The 17,642-nt window shown below is 59.0% G+C and carries 15 protein-coding genes and 2 tRNA genes; 15 read left to right on the forward strand and 2 right to left on the reverse strand.

What is annotated here, in order from left to right; all coding sequences use genetic code 11:
• The first annotated feature begins 79 nt into the window (after positions 1–79).
• The 8 genes from ACN1C3_RS21390 to ychF all read left to right on the forward strand — a co-directional run bounded on the left by ACN1C3_RS21390 (position 80) and on the right by ychF (position 6,994).
• Positions 80–1,804 (forward strand): tetratricopeptide repeat protein, encoded by a 1,725-nt coding sequence (locus ACN1C3_RS21390; RefSeq protein WP_419117751.1) that lies wholly within the window; start codon positions 80–82, stop codon positions 1,802–1,804.
• Positions 1,805–1,808: 4 nt separating this feature from the next.
• Positions 1,809–2,426: a lipoprotein insertase outer membrane protein LolB gene (lolB, locus tag ACN1C3_RS21395; RefSeq protein ID WP_419117752.1), complete on the forward strand. Its 618-nt coding sequence runs from the start codon at positions 1,809–1,811 to the stop codon at positions 2,424–2,426.
• A gap of 1 nt (position 2,427) precedes the next feature.
• Positions 2,428–3,279 (forward strand): 4-(cytidine 5'-diphospho)-2-C-methyl-D-erythritol kinase, encoded by an 852-nt coding sequence (gene ispE, locus ACN1C3_RS21400; RefSeq protein ID WP_419117753.1) that lies wholly within the window; start codon positions 2,428–2,430, stop codon positions 3,277–3,279.
• Positions 3,280–3,316: 37 nt separating this feature from the next.
• Positions 3,317–3,391 (forward strand) — tRNA-Gln (locus tag ACN1C3_RS21405).
• Between the two features lie 46 nt (positions 3,392–3,437).
• Complete coding sequence (locus tag ACN1C3_RS21410; RefSeq protein ID WP_003208392.1) at positions 3,438–4,379, forward strand: ribose-phosphate pyrophosphokinase; 942 nt, start codon at positions 3,438–3,440, stop codon at positions 4,377–4,379.
• Positions 4,380–4,520: 141 nt separating this feature from the next.
• Positions 4,521–5,117, forward strand: coding sequence for a 50S ribosomal protein L25/general stress protein Ctc (locus ACN1C3_RS21415; protein WP_419117754.1), 597 nt, complete (start codon positions 4,521–4,523; stop codon positions 5,115–5,117).
• Positions 5,118–5,286: 169 nt separating this feature from the next.
• Positions 5,287–5,871 (forward strand): aminoacyl-tRNA hydrolase, encoded by a 585-nt coding sequence (pth, locus tag ACN1C3_RS21420; RefSeq protein WP_419117755.1) that lies wholly within the window; start codon positions 5,287–5,289, stop codon positions 5,869–5,871.
• Between the two features lie 22 nt (positions 5,872–5,893).
• Positions 5,894–6,994: a redox-regulated ATPase YchF gene (gene ychF, locus ACN1C3_RS21425; protein WP_419117756.1), complete on the forward strand. Its 1,101-nt coding sequence runs from the start codon at positions 5,894–5,896 to the stop codon at positions 6,992–6,994.
• Positions 6,995–7,090: 96 nt separating this feature from the next.
• On the opposite strand, the gene ACN1C3_RS21430 is transcribed toward ychF, so the two are convergent.
• The gene (locus tag ACN1C3_RS21430; RefSeq protein ID WP_419117757.1) at positions 7,091–8,308 is read right to left on the reverse strand and encodes an MFS transporter; all 1,218 of its coding nucleotides are present in this window, start codon (positions 8,306–8,308) and stop codon (positions 7,091–7,093) included.
• A gap of 334 nt (positions 8,309–8,642) precedes the next feature.
• Between ACN1C3_RS21430 and ACN1C3_RS21435 the strand changes: the two genes are divergently transcribed.
• Positions 8,643–10,700 (forward strand): methyl-accepting chemotaxis protein, encoded by a 2,058-nt coding sequence (locus ACN1C3_RS21435; protein WP_419117758.1) that lies wholly within the window; start codon positions 8,643–8,645, stop codon positions 10,698–10,700.
• Positions 10,701–10,861: 161 nt separating this feature from the next.
• Here the strand turns inward: ACN1C3_RS21435 and ACN1C3_RS21440 are convergent, their stop codons facing one another.
• Positions 10,862–11,767 (reverse strand): LysR substrate-binding domain-containing protein, encoded by a 906-nt coding sequence (locus ACN1C3_RS21440; RefSeq protein ID WP_419117759.1) that lies wholly within the window; start codon positions 11,765–11,767, stop codon positions 10,862–10,864.
• Between the two features lie 254 nt (positions 11,768–12,021).
• On the opposite strand from ACN1C3_RS21440, the gene ACN1C3_RS21445 reads away from it, so the two are divergent.
• From ACN1C3_RS21445 to ACN1C3_RS21470, 6 genes are all read left to right on the forward strand, one after another.
• Positions 12,022–13,140, forward strand: a complete 1,119-nt coding sequence (locus tag ACN1C3_RS21445; protein WP_419117760.1) for an ABC transporter ATP-binding protein — start codon at positions 12,022–12,024, stop codon at positions 13,138–13,140.
• Positions 13,141–13,153: 13 nt separating this feature from the next.
• Positions 13,154–14,074 (forward strand): ABC transporter permease, encoded by a 921-nt coding sequence (locus tag ACN1C3_RS21450; RefSeq protein WP_419117761.1) that lies wholly within the window; start codon positions 13,154–13,156, stop codon positions 14,072–14,074.
• Complete coding sequence (locus ACN1C3_RS21455) at positions 14,074–14,880, forward strand: ABC transporter permease (protein ID WP_419117762.1); 807 nt, start codon at positions 14,074–14,076, stop codon at positions 14,878–14,880. The genes ACN1C3_RS21450 and ACN1C3_RS21455 overlap by 1 nt, the downstream gene beginning before the upstream one ends.
• Before the next feature lie 27 nt (positions 14,881–14,907).
• Positions 14,908–15,948, forward strand: coding sequence for an extracellular solute-binding protein (locus ACN1C3_RS21460; protein WP_419117763.1), 1,041 nt, complete (start codon positions 14,908–14,910; stop codon positions 15,946–15,948).
• A gap of 60 nt (positions 15,949–16,008) precedes the next feature.
• Positions 16,009–17,472, forward strand: a complete 1,464-nt coding sequence (locus ACN1C3_RS21465; protein ID WP_419117764.1) for an amidase — start codon at positions 16,009–16,011, stop codon at positions 17,470–17,472.
• 77 nt (positions 17,473–17,549) lie between these two features.
• A tRNA-Met gene (locus ACN1C3_RS21470) sits at positions 17,550–17,626 on the forward strand.
• Positions 17,627–17,642: the final 16 nt, after the last annotated feature.

Genomic DNA, 17,642 nt, shown 5'->3' on the forward strand with positions numbered 1-17,642 from the left:
ATCCCTGGCAGGCCGGTTATGTTTGGGCTATCGCTTGTGTCATGATGATCCGACCGCAGGTTAGTCGTCCTCTTCCTATATGAATAGATCCTCCGCGTTGCTCCTCGCATTTGTCTTCCTAAGCGGCTGCCAGGCCTTGGCCCCCGTATCACCGGACGGTAAGCCGCCAGTCGAAGGCAGCACTCCGGCCCCTGAAAAGCCCAAGGTTTACAGTCCGTTCAGCGAAGAGACAATCTTCAGCCTGCTGAGCGCAGAACTGGCTGGCCAGCGCAATCGTTACGACATTGCCCTGGATAACTACGTCACCCAGGCCATCAATACTCAGGATCCGGGGATCTCCGAGCGGGCCTTCCGTATCGCCGAATACCTGGGCGCCGATCAGGCAGCGCTGGACACCTCGCTGATCTGGGCGAAAAACGCTCCGGACGATCTGGAGGCGCAACGTGCAGCGGCCGTTCAACTGGCACGCAGCGGGCGTTATGACGATTCCATGGTCTACATGGAGAAAGTCCTGCAAGGCAAAGGCGACACCCATTTCGACTTTCTTGCCTTGTCTGCCGCCGATACCGATCAAGACACCCGCAACGGCCTGATGAAAAGTTTTGACCGTTTGTTGCAGAAACACCCGCACAACGGCCAGTTGATTTTCGGCAAAGCGCTGTTACTGCAACAGAATGGAGACTCCGAAGGCGCGCTGACCCTCCTTGAGAAAAACCCACCAGAAGAAGGCGAAATAGCGCCGTTGCTGCTCCGTGCCCGCTTGCTGCAAAGCTTGAATCGCGGCAAGGAAGCATTGCCACTGCTGCAAAAAAGCATCCGCAAATACCCCGACGACAAGCGCCTGCGCCTGACGTATGCACGCATGCTGGTCGAACAGGACCGCATGAACGACGCCAAAGTCGAGTTCTCCAGCCTGGTCCAGCAATATCCGGAAGATGATGAATTGCGTTACTCCCTGGCACTGGTCTGCCTGGAAGCCAAGGCCTGGGAAGAGGCCAAGGGTTATCTGGAAGACCTGGTTGCCCGCGAAAGCCACGTCGATTCAGCTCACCTGAACCTGGGTCGTATCGCCGAAGAACGCAACGACCCGCAAGGCGCACTGATCGAGTACGCCCAGGTCGGCCCGGGCAATGACTACTTGCCCGCACAACTGCGTCAGGCCGATATTCTGATGAATAATGGTCGCACTGCCGAAGCTGAAAGCCGTTTGGCCGCCGCCCGCGGCGCTCAACCCGATTACGCGATTCAGCTGTACCTGGTCGAAGTCGAGACCTTGTCCGCCAACAAACAGGACGATCGCGCCTGGAAAGTGCTGCAGCAAGCCTTGCAGCAATACCCGGACGACTTGAATCTGCTGTATACCCGTGCCATGCAGGCGGAAAAACGCAACGACCTGGCGCAGATGGAAAAAGACCTGCGACTGATCATCAAGCGCGACCCGGACAACGCCATGGCGCTGAACGCCCTCGGCTACACCTTGTCGGACCGTACGACACGTTATGCCGAAGCCAAGGCGCTGATCGAACAGGCTCATCAGCTGAATCCGGAAGACCCGGCAGTACTCGACAGCCTCGGCTGGGTGAACTTCCGCCTGGGCAACCTCGACGAAGCAGAACGACTGCTGCGTCAGGCCCTTGAGCGTTTCCCCGATCAGGAAGTCGCGGCCCACCTGGGCGAAGTCCTGTGGGCCAATGGCAAACAACGCGAAGCCAAGCAAATCTGGGGCAAATTCCTCAAGGATCAGCCTGACAGCCCTACCCTGCGCAGCACCATCAAGCGCCTGACCGGATCCGAGACTCTTTAAGATTATGTTTTTGCGCCACGTTATCGTTTTCAGCTTTATCGCCCTGCTCGCCGGCTGCGCGGGCTTTGGCGCCCGTGAATCCGTAGAGGGTCATGGCAATCCTGCGCAATGGCGCGAACACAAACAGCAACTGAGCAGCCTCGATGGCTGGCAGATCAGTGGCAAGGTCGGTATTCGCGCCCCGAAAGACTCGGGCAGCGGCACCTTGTTCTGGCTGCAGCGTCAGGACTACTACGACATTCGCCTGTCAGGCCCACTGGGCCGCGGCGCGGCACGCCTGACTGGTCGCCCGGGCAAGGTGGCGCTGGAAGTCGCCAACCAGGGACGCTATGAAGCGTCTACGCCCGAAGACCTGCTCGAAGAGCAGCTGGGCTGGAAGCTGCCGGTCTCGCACCTTGTCTGGTGGGTTCGCGGCCTTCCTGCGCCCGACAGCAAAAGTCGTTTGAAACTGGATGCCGACAGCCGCCTGGCCAACCTCGAGCAGGATGGCTGGCAGGTCGAATACCTGAGTTATGCCGAACAGAGTGGCTTCTGGCTGCCCGAGCGGATCAAGCTTCACGGCCCCGACCTCGACGTCACGCTGGTGATCAAGGACTGGCAACCTCGCAAACTGGGGCAATGATATGACTGCAACCCGCCTGACCTTGCCTGCTCCGGCAAAACTCAATCTTATGCTGCATATCCTCGGTCGCCGTGAAGACGGCTATCACGAGCTACAGACGCTGTTTCAGTTTCTCGATTATGCCGACGAACTGACCTTTGCCGTACGCGATGACGGCGTCATCAAGCTGCATACCGAATTTCCCGGCGTCCCCCACGACAGCAATTTGATCGTGCGTGCGGCAAAAAAACTTCAGGAACAATCTGGCTCCACGCTGGGAATCGATATCTGGATCGAAAAAATTCTGCCCATGGGGGGTGGCATCGGTGGCGGCAGTTCAAATGCGGCGACCACCCTGCTCGGCCTCAATCATCTCTGGCAATTGGGTTGGGATGAAGATCGGCTAGCCGCTTTGGGCCTGACGTTAGGCGCCGACGTCCCGGTTTTCGTGCGTGGACACGCCGCTTTTGCTGAGGGCGTCGGAGAAAAACTGACCCCTGTAGACCCCGAGGAACCGTGGTATCTCGTGCTTGTGCCGCAAGTATCTGTAAGTACAGCAGAAATTTTTTCAGATCCACTGTTGACACGTAACTCTCCTCCCATTAAAGTGCGCCCCGTTCCCAAGGGAAACAGTCGAAATGACTGCTTACCGGTGGTAGCAAGGCGTTATCCAGATGTACGTAACGCATTGAATTTGTTAGGTAAATTTACCGAAGCAAAACTCACCGGAACTGGAAGTTGTGTGTTTGGGGGCTTCCCAAGCAAAGCTGAAGCTGATAAAGTCTCGGCCCTTCTTACAGAGACCCTTACAGGGTTTGTAGCAAAGGGAAGCAACGTTTCGATGTTGCATCGCAAGCTGCAAAGTCTGCTCTAAAAGGAACCGGGTACTGGGTACTCGTTGCAACAGATACAGGGGCGTCGCCAAGCGGTAAGGCAGCAGGTTTTGATCCTGCCATGCGTTGGTTCGAATCCAGCCGCCCCTGCCATTTTCCTATACTCATCCAGGTTACCCTCAGCCTTCAGGTACTGCGCGTGTCCAAGATGATGGTCTTTACGGGGAACGCCAACCCCGATCTGGCTCGACGTGTCGTACGTCAGCTGCATATCCCTCTCGGTGACATTTCTGTCGGTAAGTTCTCCGACGGCGAGATTACCGCTGAGATCAATGAAAACGTCCGCGGTAAAGACGTCTTCATTATTCAGCCGACTTGCGCTCCGACCAACGATAACCTGATGGAACTCGTCGTGATGGCTGATGCCTTCCGTCGCTCCTCAGCAACTCGAATCACTGCGGTGATCCCCTACTTTGGTTATGCCCGTCAGGATCGCCGTCCGCGTTCCGCACGTGTGGCTATCAGCGCGAAAGTCGTCGCTGACATGCTTACCGTAGTCGGCATCGATCGTGTTCTCACGGTTGATTTGCATGCTGACCAGATCCAGGGCTTCTTCGATATTCCGGTAGATAACATCTACGGCTCCCCAGTATTGGTGGATGACATCGAAGACCAACGCTTCGAAAACCTGATGATCGTGTCCCCGGACATTGGCGGCGTCGTGCGTGCACGTGCTGTTGCCAAATCCCTGGGCGTAGATCTCGGGATCATCGACAAGCGCCGTGAGAAAGCCAATCACTCTGAAGTGATGCATATCATCGGTGATGTCGAAGGGCGTACCTGTATTCTGGTCGATGACATGGTTGATACCGCCGGCACCTTGTGCCACGCGGCTAAAGCCCTGAAAGAGCATGGCGCTGCCAAGGTCTTTGCCTACTGCACACACCCTGTGCTGTCGGGTCGAGCGATCGAAAACATTGAAAATTCCATGCTGGACGAGCTGGTGGTGACTAACACCATCCCGCTGTCCGCTGCAGCACAAGCCTGTTCGCGTATCCGTCAACTGGATATCGCACCGGTAGTTGCCGAAGCGGTTCGCCGCATCAGCAACGAAGAATCGATCAGCGCGATGTTCCGCTAAGGGCCCTGCCCTTCGCACTCATCGTAATGACGAAAAGCGCCCCGCCCCGGCATTCTTGCCGGGGCGGGGCTTTTTTGCCCATATCGCCTTTAGCGCTGGTCGCAAACGCTGGGGCGAATGTGGTTATTTTGGAGATACAACATGAACGATTTTACTCTGAATGCTGAAGTGCGTTCCGACCTGGGGAAAGGTGCGAGCCGCCGCCTGCGTCGTCTCGCAAGCCTGGTTCCAGCTGTAGTTTACGGTGGCGAAAAAGCCCCTGAATCCATCAGCATGCTGGCCAAAGAAGTTGCCAAACTGCTCGAAAACGAAGCGGCTTACAGCCACATCATCGAGCTGAACGTTGGCGGCACCAAGCAAAACGTCGTGATCAAAGCTCTGCAACGTCACCCGGCCAAAGGCCATGTGCTGCACGCTGACTTCGTACGCGTTGTAGCTGGCCAGAAACTGACCGCTCACGTACCAGTACACTTCGTTGGCGAAGAAGCTCCGATCAAGAAAGGCGGCGAAATTTCGCACGTTGTTGCTGAAGTCGAAGTTTCTTGCCTGCCAAAAGACTTGCCTGAATTCATCGAAGTCGACCTGGCTGATGCCGAAGTTGGCTCGATCATTCACCTGTCTGACCTCAAAGCCCCTAACGGCGTTGAGTTCGTAGCTCTGGCACACGGTAACGACCTGGCTGTTGCCAACGTTCACGCTCCACGTGTTGCTCCAGCTGCAGAAGGCGCTGCAGAGTAATTCACTCTGTACGCCGGAGATTGTTGGAAACATCGCGGACTAGAGCGTAGCGAGAAAGCGGGCGAGAACGCGGAGTTTACATAATGGTAAATGAGCATTTTTCGTCCACTTTCGCCGCACAATCTCAACGCGGCGATGTTATCCACAACTCCAAGGAAGGGCCCTTGACGTGACTGCCATACAACTGATCGTTGGCCTGGGAAATCCAGGCGCCGAATACGAACAGACCCGGCATAACGCAGGGGCCTTTTTTGTTGAGCGCATCGCCTCGGCCCAACGCATCAATTTGGTGCCCGAGCGCAAATTTTTTGGCCTGACCGGGCGTTACACACACCAGGGTCAGGATGTTCGTCTGCTGATTCCCACCACGTTCATGAACCGAAGTGGTCAGGCCGTAGCGGCGCTTGCCGGTTTTTACCGCATCCCACCGGAAGCGATATTGGTAGCTCACGACGAACTCGACTTGCCACCCGGCGTAGCCAAGCTCAAACAGGGCGGCGGGCATGGCGGTCATAACGGCCTGCGCGACATCATCGCGCAGCTCGGCAATCAGAATACTTTTCACCGCTTGCGGCTTGGCATCGGCCACCCAGGCGTCGCCAGCATGGTTTCCAATTTTGTCCTGGGTCGAGCGCCACGCGCAGAACAGGAAAAGCTGGATGCCAGCATCGATTTTGCCCTCGGCGTGCTGCCGGATATCCTCGCCGGTGAATGGAACCGTGCGATGAAAAACCTGCACAGCCAGAAGGCCTGACTCTTATCCGAGGGGAAACACCATGGGATTCAACTGCGGCATCGTCGGCCTGCCTAACGTCGGCAAGTCCACCCTGTTCAACGCCCTGACCAAGTCCGGTATCGCGGCCGAGAACTTCCCCTTCTGCACCATCGAACCGAACACCGGTATCGTGCCGATGCCGGATAAGCGTCTGGACGCGTTGGCGGCCATCGTCAATCCCAAGCGCATCCTGCCGACCACCATGGAATTCGTCGACATCGCGGGCCTCGTAGCCGGCGCCTCGAAAGGTGAAGGTTTGGGCAACAAGTTCCTGGCCAACATCCGCGAAACCGATGCCATCGCCCACGTGGTCCGCTGCTTCGAAGACGAGAACGTGATTCACGTCTCCAACAGCGTCGACCCGAAACGCGACATCGAGATCATCGACCTCGAGCTGATCTTCGCCGACCTCGACAGCTGCGAAAAGCAACTGCAGAAAGTCACCCGCAACGCCAAGGGCGGTGACAAGGACGCAGTGGTCCAGAAAGGCCTGCTGGAACAACTGATCTCTCACTTCACCGAAGGCAAGCCTGCGCGCAGCCTGATGAAGAGCATGAGCGCTGACGAGAAGGCTGTGATCCGTGGCTTCCACCTGCTGACCACCAAACCGGTCATGTACATCGCCAACGTCGCTGAAGACGGCTTCGAAAACAATCCGCTGTTGGACGTGGTCAAGGCCATTGCCGAAGAAGAAGGCGCGATCGTGGTACCGGTCTGCAACAAGATCGAAGCGGAAATCGCCGAGCTCGAAGACGGTGAAGAAAAAGACATGTTCCTCGAAGCCCTTGGCCTCGAAGAGCCTGGCCTGAACCGCGTGATCCGCGCCGGTTACGAGATGCTTCACCTGCAGACCTACTTCACAGCCGGTGTCGAAGAAGTTCGCGCTTGGACCGTAAAAGTCGGTGCTACCGCACCACAAGCGGCCGGTGTTATCCACACCGACTTCGAAAAAGGCTTCATCCGCGCCGAAGTCATCGCCTACAACGACTTCATTCAGTACAAAGGCGAAGCCGGCACCAAAGAAGCCGGTAAATGGCGCCTGGAAGGCAAGGACTACATCGTCAAAGACGGCGACGTGATGCACTTCCGTTTCAACGTGTAAAGAAACACCCAAGAATAAGCCGCGTCTCGACGCGGCTTTTTTGTGTCTGAAAAAAGTGGCTGGACTCACCACCAATCCAGTGTTTTTTGTACTGAATCAGGCCTTCCTGGTTCTCGGCAGAAAGATCGCCAACACTCCAAACAACGGCAGAAACGAGCACAACATGTACACGTACTCAATGCCGTGAAGGTCGGCCAGATGCCCAAGCAGCGCCGCACCAATCCCGCCGAAACCAAACATCAGACCGAAGAACACCCCGGCAATCATCCCAACGTTACCCGGCACCAGTTCCTGTGCGTAAACCACAATGGCGGAGAATGCCGAGGCCAGGATGAAGCCGATCACCACGCTCAGCACGCTGGTCCAGAACAGGTCCACATGCGGCAGCAGCAGTGTGAACGGCGCCACGCCGAGGATCGAAAACCAGATCACGGCCTTACGGCCTATCTTGTCGCCGATTGGGCCGCCGAAGAAGGTTCCCGCCGCTACCGCGCCCAGAAACAGGAACAAATGCAGCTGCGAGCTGGCCACCGACAGGTCGAATTTCTCTATCAGGTAAAAGGTGAAGTAGCTGGTGAAGCTGGCCATGTAGAAGTACTTGGAAAAAACCAGCAACCCGAGCACCACTAATGCACTCAACACCCGACCTTTGGACAGACCATGGGTCGCGGCCTGGCCTTGCTTGAGCTTGAACAGGTTCAGGTGATTGGCGTACCAACGGCTGATCGCATACAGAACGCCCAGGGCGAACACCGCGAACAATCCGAACCAGGCAACATTGCCCTGGCCGAATGGGATGATGATCGCTGCCGCCAACAACGGCCCGAACGCTGAACCGGCATTACCGCCGACCTGGAATGTCGACTGCGCCAAGCCATAACGCCCGCCCGATGCCAATCGCGCAACCCGGGACGCTTCCGGGTGAAAGGTCGAAGAGCCGATGCCGATCAACGCCGAGGCCAACAGAATCAGTGGGAAGCTGCCGACTTGAGACAACATCAAGATGCCAATCAACGTGCTGACCATCCCCAGCGGTAGCAGGTAGGGCTTGGGGTGGCGATCGGTGTAATACCCAACCCAGGGCTGCAACAGCGAAGCGGTGAGCTGAAAGGTCAGTGTGATCAGACCGACCTGAGTGAAGGTCAGCCCGTAGTTGGCCTTGAGCATCGGATAGATCGACGGCAGTACTGCCTGAATCAGGTCATTGATCAAATGCGCCAGGGCCACGGCGCCGATGATGCGCATGACCAAAGGGCTGGTTTGCGGGGCGGCTGAAGCCGGGCTCGTGGAGGTCTGAAGGTTACTGATTGCCATGAGAGTTTCCATACAGCAGATGGGTGCAGACTTGCAGGTGCACCAATGTGCCATTTTTCGGTGCAGCAAAGCCATCCCCTTAGCCTGCTAACGACTTCAAGTTTCAGAACCCGTTAAGTGATAGCTCAAAGCCATGGTCTGAATCTTGCCTTGCTTATCCGCTTCAACGCGGCCCCTTACAAAGGGAACCGATAATGGGAAGTTTCGCTACAGGGCGGGCCCTACAGGCGCCTGCGCGGGTGAACTTTCGAGGCCTTTTATGAGGGCACAGGTCCAGGCCACACCGCCAGGACTGCACGCCATTAGTGCGTGGTGCCCAGAGGAGTAGTCGGGCATGCAGGCTTTTCTATCACCGGGAATTGGACTGCTGGGGCGCTTCGGTTTTGCCCGCAAGTTTCAGCTGTTGTTCCTGCTGTTCATTCTGCCGCTGATGGGCAGCCTGTGGATGATCGGCCAGGACTATGGCGACAAGCTGAGCCTGATTTCCGGTGAGCGTGCCGGGGTTCGCCAGTTGCTGGCCCTCGACACGCTGGACAACCTGCTCGCCGCTCAGCGTGATCGTGCCGCTCGCTGGCGAGCCACGGAAACCAACCGTCAACCAACGCCCGCGACGCTCGCCGCCGTGGCTGCGTTCGATGCGGTTCAGCCCGCCCTTAACCAGGCCGCCAACGACCTCGGCACTACCCTGCAAACCGAAGGCGCGGTCGGTGACACCTTGAGTCGCTATCAAGCGCTACAAGCGGCCCTCAATGGCCTGGATTCCAAAAGCCTGAGCAGTGTCGGCTGGTGGCCAGATGGCTATGAGCGTTTCACCACCGCGCTGAGCGCGCTGCAAGCCCTGCGCGAGCAGATCGCCATGGACAACCGGCTCATCCTCGCCCCGTGGCTGGAAACCTACCTGCTGACGCAGATCTCCACTCAACACGCTCCGGACTTGATCGAACGGGTCGGCCGCCTCGCCAGCGTCGGCCAGGCTTCCGTGGTATCCGGACAATTCACCCTGCAAAGCCGCTTGCAACTGCGGGACCTGCGCAGCCGCATCGGTGATGCCCGCGAACAGCTGATGAAAACCGGCAGTCTGCTCGAAGCCCGACTGCCCAGCGCCTTGCAGTCGTGGGCCGGGCAATACCACGACAGCCTCAAACACCTCGACGCGGGCCTCAAAGTTCTGGATGACGGTGTGTTCGGTGGCAGCATCAACCTCAAGCCGGAAGACTTCGAGCGCAGCCTCGACGCCCTCCTCACTGATTTGGCGTCGTTGCGTCAACAGTCACTGGTGTCGCTGGACAACCGCCTGGATGACTACCACAGCTCAGCCATTCGCCAATTCATCCTGGTGGCGACGATCTTCGGTTGCCTGCTGTTGGCGGCGCTGTATCTGTTCATCTGCTTGCAGGCATCGATCCGCCGCAGTGCCAGCGGCATCACCCTGCTGGCCGAAGCCCTGCGTGACGGTAACCTGTCCCTGCAAGTACCGGTACACGGGCGCGATGAGCTGGCCGCCATCAGCACTGCGCTCAACGTTGCCGTGGTGCAGTTGCGCACCAGTATGCTCGGGGTCGATCACGAAACCCTGCAGCTGAGCAACGCGGTACGGACCCTCAACGACCACTCCAGCGGCGCGCTGGGCGAGGTCGAAGCGCAGCAATTGCAGATCAGTCAGATCGCCGCGGCGGCGACCCAATTGGCCGCCACCTCACAAGGCGTTGCGCAGAGTTGCGAACAAGCCTCCGGCAGCGCCCAGCACACCCAGCGCATCGCCGCCGACAGCAGCCGTGACAGCCAGCGGACCACTGCCAGCATCCAGCAACTCAACCAGCGCCTGAACGACACCGCAGCAGCCCTTGGCCGGGTCAGCGAGCAGGGGCAGCAAATCCAGTTGGTGGTCGACACCATTCGCGGGGTCGCCGAGCAAACCAACCTGCTGGCGCTGAACGCCGCCATCGAAGCGGCTCGGGCCGGTGAGCAAGGCCGTGGATTTGCGGTGGTGGCCGATGAAGTGCGCAGCCTGTCACAGCGCACTCAATCCTCTACCGCGCAAATCGCCGGCACCGTCGATAGCCTGCGGGCCACGGTGAACGAAGCCGTGACCCTGATGGAGGCCGCGTGCGGTCAAGCGCAAACCGATGCCCTGGCCGTGACCGGGCTTGGCGAACGCCTGGGGGAAATTGCCAACGCGGTGCAAAGCGTCACCAATACGCTGGCACAGATCGCTACGGCTGTTGATGAGCAAGCCAGCACCGCCGATGAAGTCAGCGGCAATATTCAACAGGTCGATCAAGCGGCCGTGCGCCTGCTCGAGGGCGCGCGAGCAGTGAACCGCGCGGCGGACACCTTGAGTCAGGGCAGTAAGGCGCTGAGCGAGAATACGGGGAGGTTTCGGTTGAGTTGAGGGGCCCCCGTAGCAGCTGCCGAACGCGGCGTTCGAGCGCAAAGCGGTCGCAAAATGTTCAACCGCGTATTTTCAGATAGATTGCGTTGAATGAATTGCGACCGCTTCGCGCTCGATCGCGGGCAAGCCACGCTCCCACAGGAGTTGCGCTCGCTTCACCATCATGCGTCAACCAACGCCTCTGGAAACTCTTGCTCCAGCGACGTCGCCAGCCACTGGATAAACCATTCCACATCGGCCGAAAGCGCAGCCGACGGCGTCAGTACGCGATAGCTTTCGAGTTTCACCTGGGCCTCGACTGCTCGCACTAAAGTGCCGGCCTCGAGTTCATCGCGCACCAGCACTTCGTTGGCCAGAGCAATGCCCTGGCCGCTTTCAGCCACCGACAAGGCGTGGTCATTGTTGACGTACAACACGTCGGAATTCAGGTGAATATCCAGACCGTTGGCGGCAAACCACATGTTCCACCACTCACCGTCATCAAAGTGGATCAGGTTATGTTTCACCAGATCGACCGGGCTGTGGATCGGCTCGATGCTCGCCAGATAGCCCGGCGTACAAATCGGAAAAACTCGCGGGCAGATCAAGGTCGCGCGGGAGTTGGCGTATTGCCCATCCAGGCCATAAGCAATACCCAGATCTGCGCTCTTGCCGTCTACGTCGGTAAAGGTCGAGTTGGGTTCGATGGCGAACTTCAAACCCGGTCGCAGATGCCGCATCGCCTCAAGTCTGGGCGTCAGCCAGCGCTTGGCGAAGCCCGGTACCACCATGATCCGCAGCCAGCGTTCGGAATCCTTGGGCTGCAACTCCTGCCCGGCCTCAACGATCAACTGCAAAGCCGCGGAAATCTTGTGATGGTATTTCTGCCCGGCGACTGTCAGCACAACCCCCCGTGAGGTCCGCTCGAATAGCTGCACGCCCAGCCACTCCTCAAGCAACTTTACATGCCGGCCAATCGCTGGCTGGGTCACGTGCAGCGCTTTAGAGGCCTCAACATAGCTCCCCAAGCGTGCCGCCGCATCAAAAGCACGTACGGCATTGAGTGGCGGCAAACGATGGTTAGGCATTGGGGTTGACCGCCTTTAGCTATTAAATTATTTAACAGCTCCTATGTTAAAATTGAAGTTTCGCGCCCGCAACCCCTCACTGATAATCAAGCCACAACAGAACAACAAGAACACAACAAAGAGCCCGCCGACGCGGCTCGCTACACACCCGAAAGCATCTCGATCCTGCCCACAAAAATAATATCCATGGCCTGAAGACGCGGCTCTATACAGAGCAGTATTCGAACGGGCGATGGGGGAATCGGAGGTAACGCATGAATGCCCTGCATTCGCTGCAAACGCTGGCTGTGTCCATTCGCTCAGTACGCAAGGTTTACGGTGATCCGCAAACCGGTCCGGTGGCGCTGAAAAGCATCGACCTGGATATCCGCGACAACGAGTTCTTCACCCTCCTCGGCCCTTCCGGCTGTGGCAAAACCACCCTTTTGCGGATGATCGCCGGGTTCGAGTTTCCGACCCAGGGCGAGATCCTGCTCTTTGGCGAAAATATCGCCGACCGCCCGCCGTTCAAGCGTCCGGTCAATACCGTATTCCAGCACTACGCGCTGTTCCCGCACATGACCATCGCCGAGAACCTGGCCTTCGGCCTCGAATCGCAGCCCATGGGCAAAAGCCTGAGCAAGACGCAGATCGCCGAACGCGTACGGGAAATGCTCGCCCTGGTGCAGATGGAACGCTTCGCCACGCGCCGCCCTGCACAATTGTCCGGTGGCCAGCAGCAACGGGTTGCTCTGGCCCGGGCACTGGCGCCGCATCCCAAGGTGCTGCTGCTTGACGAACCACTCTCGGCCCTGGACCTCAAGTTGCGTCAGGCGATGCGCGAAGAGCTGAAAACCATTCAGGCCAAGACCGGCATCACCTTCATCTTCGTCACCCATGATCAGGAAGAAGCGCTGACCATGTCTGACCGCATCGCCGTGTTGTCCGAAGGCGAAGTGCAGCAGGTCGGTCGCCCGGAAGACATTTACGAGCGCCCGCACAATCGCTTCGTCGCCGACTTTATCGGCGAAACCAACTTCATCGAAGGTCGGGTCACGCGGGTCGAGGCCGGGCTGGCCTGGTTCGACGGGCCTGCCGGTCATCCCTTGCCGGCTCAGCCCTGCAGCGACGTAGCCATCGGCGACAGCGTGGCGCTCTCGGTGCGTCCGGAACGCCTGCACCTGTTGCCGGAAGGCAGTCCCGGTGCGCTGCCCTGCCGGATCGAAGCGCAAATCTATCTGGGCACCGACCTGCAGTATCAGGTGAGCCTGGCTGACGGTTCGCGCCTCACCGTGCGTACGCCCAACAGCGTCGACCTGAGCCAGCGCTTCCCGGTCAACAGCCGGGCCGGCCTGCTGTTCGATCGAGGCAGTGCCAGCGTTTTGCTGGATTGAGCGAGGGATTCCCATGCACGCTTTACCGATATCCACCACCCTGGCACGGCGCAAGGCCTTCGGCAGTTTTCTCGGGGTCACTCCCGCGCTGCTCGCCATTGGCCTGTTTTTGCTCGTGCCGATTCTGATCGTAATCGGCTATTCGCTAATGGAAGCCAACCCCTACGGCGGGGTGAACAAAGTCTTCAGCACCGACGCCTACACCTCGTTGCTGTTCGAGCGGCAACTGGACGACAGCCTGGCCTTTGCCGATTCGTACCTGATCATTGCCCTGCGCTCCGTTGGCATCGCCGGGCTGACCACGGTCATCACACTGTTGATCGGTTTTCCGGTGGCGGTCTGGCTAGCCATGCAGCCGGCCCATCGTCGCGGGCTGCTGATCTTTCTGATCACCGTGCCGTTCTGGGCCAACCTGCTGATCCGCACCTACGCCTGGATTCTGCTGCTGCGCAACACCGGGGTGATCAACAACAGCCTGATGGGGCTCGGCGTGATCGATCAACCGTTGCAACTGCTCTACACCGACGGCGCAGTGCTGCTGGGGCTGGTTTACACCTACGCGCCATTCGTGGTGCTGCCGATCTACGCCACCCTGGAAAAAATGGACATCCGACTGCTGGAAGCCGCGCAAGACCTGTATGCCGGGCGTTGGCGGACGCTGATAAAAGTGGTGCTGCCGATCGCCAAACCGGGGATTTTCGCTGGCGCGATCCTGACCTTCGTCCCATGCCTGGGCGCGATGATTGCCCCGGAACTGCTGGGTGGCGGGACCAAAATGATGCTCGGCAACCTGATCTTCCGGCAATTCAGTGACGCCCGTAACTGGCCGTTCGGTGCGGCCCTGTCCCTGGTGCTGATGGCGGCAGTGATGCTGGTACTGACCCTTTACGCCCTGCGCGCAGAGCGCCAGCGCCTCGCCAAAGGAGGTGAGTAATGTTGCGTCTGCTCAAACGAAACGGGCTCAGCGTGCAGGACTTCCCGGGCTTCGACGGCTTCAGCTTCCTGTTCTATCTGTACCTCTATGCGCCGATCGTGGTGCTGGTGGTGTTCTCCTTCAACGCCAACCAATCGGCCACGGTCTGGACCGGTTTCAGCCTCGACTGGTACCGCGCGGCGTTCGCCAATCAGGCGTTGCGCCAGGCCGCCAGCAACAGCCTGCTGATCGCCGTGTGCGCCAGCATGATCGCCACCGCGATTGCCACACTGGCGGCACTCGGCACCTCACGCGGCGCCAAATTCAAAGGGATGCAACTGTCCATGGGCGCAATCATGTTGCCGCTGGTGCTACCGGAAATCGTCGTTGGCGTCGCCACGCTGGCACTGTTTTCGACCATCGGCCTGTCGCTCGGCTACGGCAACCTGATCATCGCCCACACGGTGTTCTGCATTCCCTTCGCCTACCTGCCGATCCGCGCGCGGCTCAACGACATGGACCTGTCCCTGGAACACGCCTCGGCCGACCTCTACGCAGGTCCCTGGCGGACCTTTCGCAAGGTCACCCTGCCGCTGCTGATGCCGGGGATCGTCTCCGGGCTGATGCTGGCCTTCATCGTCTCGCTGGATAACTTCGTGATCTCGATGATGGTCTCCCAGGCGGGCACCACCACGTTGCCGATCTTCATCTTCGGCTTGCTGCGAATGGGCGTGACACCCGACGTCAACGCCGTCTCGACTTTAATCCTGGCCGTTTCGGTGCTGCTCGTCAGCCTCTCCTCGCTGCTGGGCAAAAAGAAAACCTGAACACGCCAACCACTTTGGGGAAATACCATGAGCACGTTGATCGCACGCTTCAGCACCTCTTTGTTACTGACATTGCCTCTGCTCGGCAGTGTTCAGGCGGCCGAAAAGTTGAACGTGGTGAGCTGGAGCGGCTATTTCTCGCCGGAGATTCTCGCTAAGTTTCAGAAACAGACCGGTATCGAAGTCACCGTCGATTCCTACGACTCCAACGAGACCCTGCTGGCCAAGCTCAAACAGGGCGGCGCAGGTTATGACGTGGCGATTCCGTCGCACCAGTTCATCCCGATCCTGATCAAGGAACAGTTGCTCGAGCGCTTCGATCCGGTCAACCAGCCCTACTACGCCAGCATCGCCGACAACCTGAAAAAACCCACCTGGGACCCGGAAGGCGCGTACTCCGTGCCGTTCATCTGGGGCACCACCAGCGTGGTACTGAACACCGAGCGCTACAAAGGCCCGACGGACAGCTACAAAGTTCTCTACGAGCCGCCAGCGGAGCTGCAAGGGCGGGTCAACATGTTCGACTCGGTGAGTGACGTGGTCGACATGGCCAGCCTGTACCTGAACATCCCGCTGTGCAGCGAAGACCCGAAACAGATGCAACAAGTGCTGACCCTGCTCAAGGCGCAAAAACCTTTCGTCAAAACCTACAGCTCCAAGGCCGGCTCGATCCGCGAGAACCTGGCCTCGGGCGAAATCGACATGTCGACCTTCTGGGGTGGTTCGTCGATGCGCGCCCGTGAGATGAAACCGAGCCTGCGCTACCTCTACCCGAAAGAAGGCGTACTGGCCTGGGTCGACAACATGGTCATTCCCAAGGGCAGCAAAAACCCGACTAATGCCAAGACCTTCATCGCCTTCCTCAGCCAGCCGGAAAACGCCGCGATGACCCAGAACTTCCTCAAGCATCAGAGCCCGATCAAGGGCGTGGAACCGTTCCTCGACGCCAGCCTCAAGGACGCCCCCGAACTGCACATCCCGGACGGCACCCACGTAGTGTTCAGCAAGACCTGCGGCGAAGGCGCGATCCGTCTTGCCGACCGTCTGTGGACCAACCTGATGCGTTGACCCGACCGCCCCGCCAGTGCGTCGGGGCGTTTTTCCAGCCGTCTAAAAGGCAGCGTTTTAATGACTTCTACTACCATCAGCGAACTGGTCCTGCTGCAGGCCCACGAACTCGCCGAACGCATTCGCCTGCACCACGTGTCGTGTCGGGAGGTAATGCAGGCTTATCTTGCCCACATAGAGCGTTTCAACCCGTTGGTCAACGCGTTGATCAGCCTGCAACCGGTCGATGAACTGCTGGCCCAGGCTGACCTTCGCGATGCGGAACTGGCTCGCGGTCTCTACCGTGGCTGGATGCATGGTCTGCCCCATGCGATCAAGGACCTGTCGCTGACCCGTGGCATCCGCACCACCCTTGGCTCACCGCTGTACAAGGATTTTGTGCCCGAACGCGACGGCATCATGACCGAACGGATCAAGGCCGCCGGGGCGATCATCATCGGCAAAACCAACACGCCGGAATTCGGCCTCGGCTCGCAAACCTACAATCCGTTATTCGGCGCCACCGGCTGCGCCTACGACCCGAGCAAAACCGCTGGCGGCAGCAGCGGTGGCGCCGCCGCAGCCCTGGCCATGCACCTGGTGCCGGTGGCCGACGGCAGCGACATGATGGGTTCACTGCGCAACCCGGCGGCGTTCAACAACGTGTTTGGCTTTCGTCCGTCCCAGGGGCGGGTGCCGTTCGATGACAGCGCCGAACTGTTCATCGACCAACTCGGCTACGAAGGCCCCATGGGGCGCAGCGTACGCGACGCCGCGCTGCTGCTCTCGATACAGGCCGGCGCGGATGCGCGAGCACCGCTGTCTATCGCTGAGTCCGGTAGCGCCTTCGCCGCACCGCTGGAGCGCGACTTCAAAGGCACGCGCCTCGGCTGGCTCGGCGACTTCAACGGCTATCTGCCGATGGAAAAAGGCATCCTCGAGCTTTGCCAGCGCTCCTTAGCCGACTTTGAAGCCATCGGCTGCAGCGTTGAAGCCGCGCAGGCGGACTTCTCTCCACAACAACTCTGGGACAGTTGGCGCAGCTTGCGCCACTGGATGGTCGCCGGCTCCCTTGGCGCAGCCTATGCCGACCCGCAAAAGCGCGCGCAGTTAAAACCGGAAGCCTGCTGGGAAATCGAAAATGGCTTGAAGCTCTCCGCCAGCGACGTCTACGCCGCCTCGGTGACCCGAAGCAACTGGTATCGCGCCATCAGCCAACTGTTCGAACGCTACGACTACCTGCTGCTGCCCAGCGCCCAGGTCTTCCCGTTCGATAAAACCACCCCTTGGCCGACCGCTATCGAAGGCGTGACCATGGACACCTATCACCGCTGGATGGAAGTGGTCATCCCCGGCACCCTCTCGGGCTGCCCGGTGGCAAACGTGCAGGTTGGCTTCAGCCAAAACGGCCTGCCCATGGGTCTGCAAATCATCGGCCGCCATCACGCTGACTTCGCCGTACTGCAACTGGCCCATGCCTATGAACAGGCCAGCCAGTGGTTTCACCGGTGCCCATCACCCCTGCTGACAGAGGGTTTTCGATAAACAGTTGATAGCGTAGATAAATTTTCAATAAAATCGCTTGACGCTTTTCCGTTATCGGCGAATAATGCGCGCCACTTGGCTACATAGCTCAGTTGGTTAGAGCATAGCATTCATAATGCTGGGGTCCGGGGTTCAAGTCCCTGTGTAGCCACCAAGTACTAAAAACGGCT

The organism is Pseudomonas sp. H11T01, assembly GCF_048515765.1.
GTDB lineage: Bacteria > Pseudomonadota > Gammaproteobacteria > Pseudomonadales > Pseudomonadaceae > Aquipseudomonas.

Coding starts and splice junctions, on each gene's coding strand:
- ychF (WP_419117756.1), top strand. CDS start 5,894: ATGGGATTCAACTGCGGCATCGTCGGCCTGCCTAACGTCGGCAAGTCC.
- ACN1C3_RS21390 (WP_419117751.1), top strand. CDS start 80: ATGAATAGATCCTCCGCGTTGCTCCTCGCATTTGTCTTCCTAAGCGGC.
- ACN1C3_RS21460 (WP_419117763.1), top strand. CDS start 14,908: ATGAGCACGTTGATCGCACGCTTCAGCACCTCTTTGTTACTGACATTG.
- ACN1C3_RS21465 (WP_419117764.1), top strand. CDS start 16,009: ATGACTTCTACTACCATCAGCGAACTGGTCCTGCTGCAGGCCCACGAA.
- ACN1C3_RS21415 (WP_419117754.1), top strand. CDS start 4,521: ATGAACGATTTTACTCTGAATGCTGAAGTGCGTTCCGACCTGGGGAAA.
- ACN1C3_RS21445 (WP_419117760.1), top strand. CDS start 12,022: ATGAATGCCCTGCATTCGCTGCAAACGCTGGCTGTGTCCATTCGCTCA.
- lolB (WP_419117752.1), top strand. CDS start 1,809: ATGTTTTTGCGCCACGTTATCGTTTTCAGCTTTATCGCCCTGCTCGCC.
- ispE (WP_419117753.1), top strand. CDS start 2,428: ATGACTGCAACCCGCCTGACCTTGCCTGCTCCGGCAAAACTCAATCTT.
- ACN1C3_RS21450 (WP_419117761.1), top strand. CDS start 13,154: ATGCACGCTTTACCGATATCCACCACCCTGGCACGGCGCAAGGCCTTC.
- ACN1C3_RS21430 (WP_419117757.1), bottom strand. CDS start 8,308: ATGGCAATCAGTAACCTTCAGACCTCCACGAGCCCGGCTTCAGCCGCC.
- ACN1C3_RS21455 (WP_419117762.1), top strand. CDS start 14,074: ATGTTGCGTCTGCTCAAACGAAACGGGCTCAGCGTGCAGGACTTCCCG.
- ACN1C3_RS21435 (WP_419117758.1), top strand. CDS start 8,643: ATGCAGGCTTTTCTATCACCGGGAATTGGACTGCTGGGGCGCTTCGGT.
- ACN1C3_RS21440 (WP_419117759.1), bottom strand. CDS start 11,767: ATGCCTAACCATCGTTTGCCGCCACTCAATGCCGTACGTGCTTTTGAT.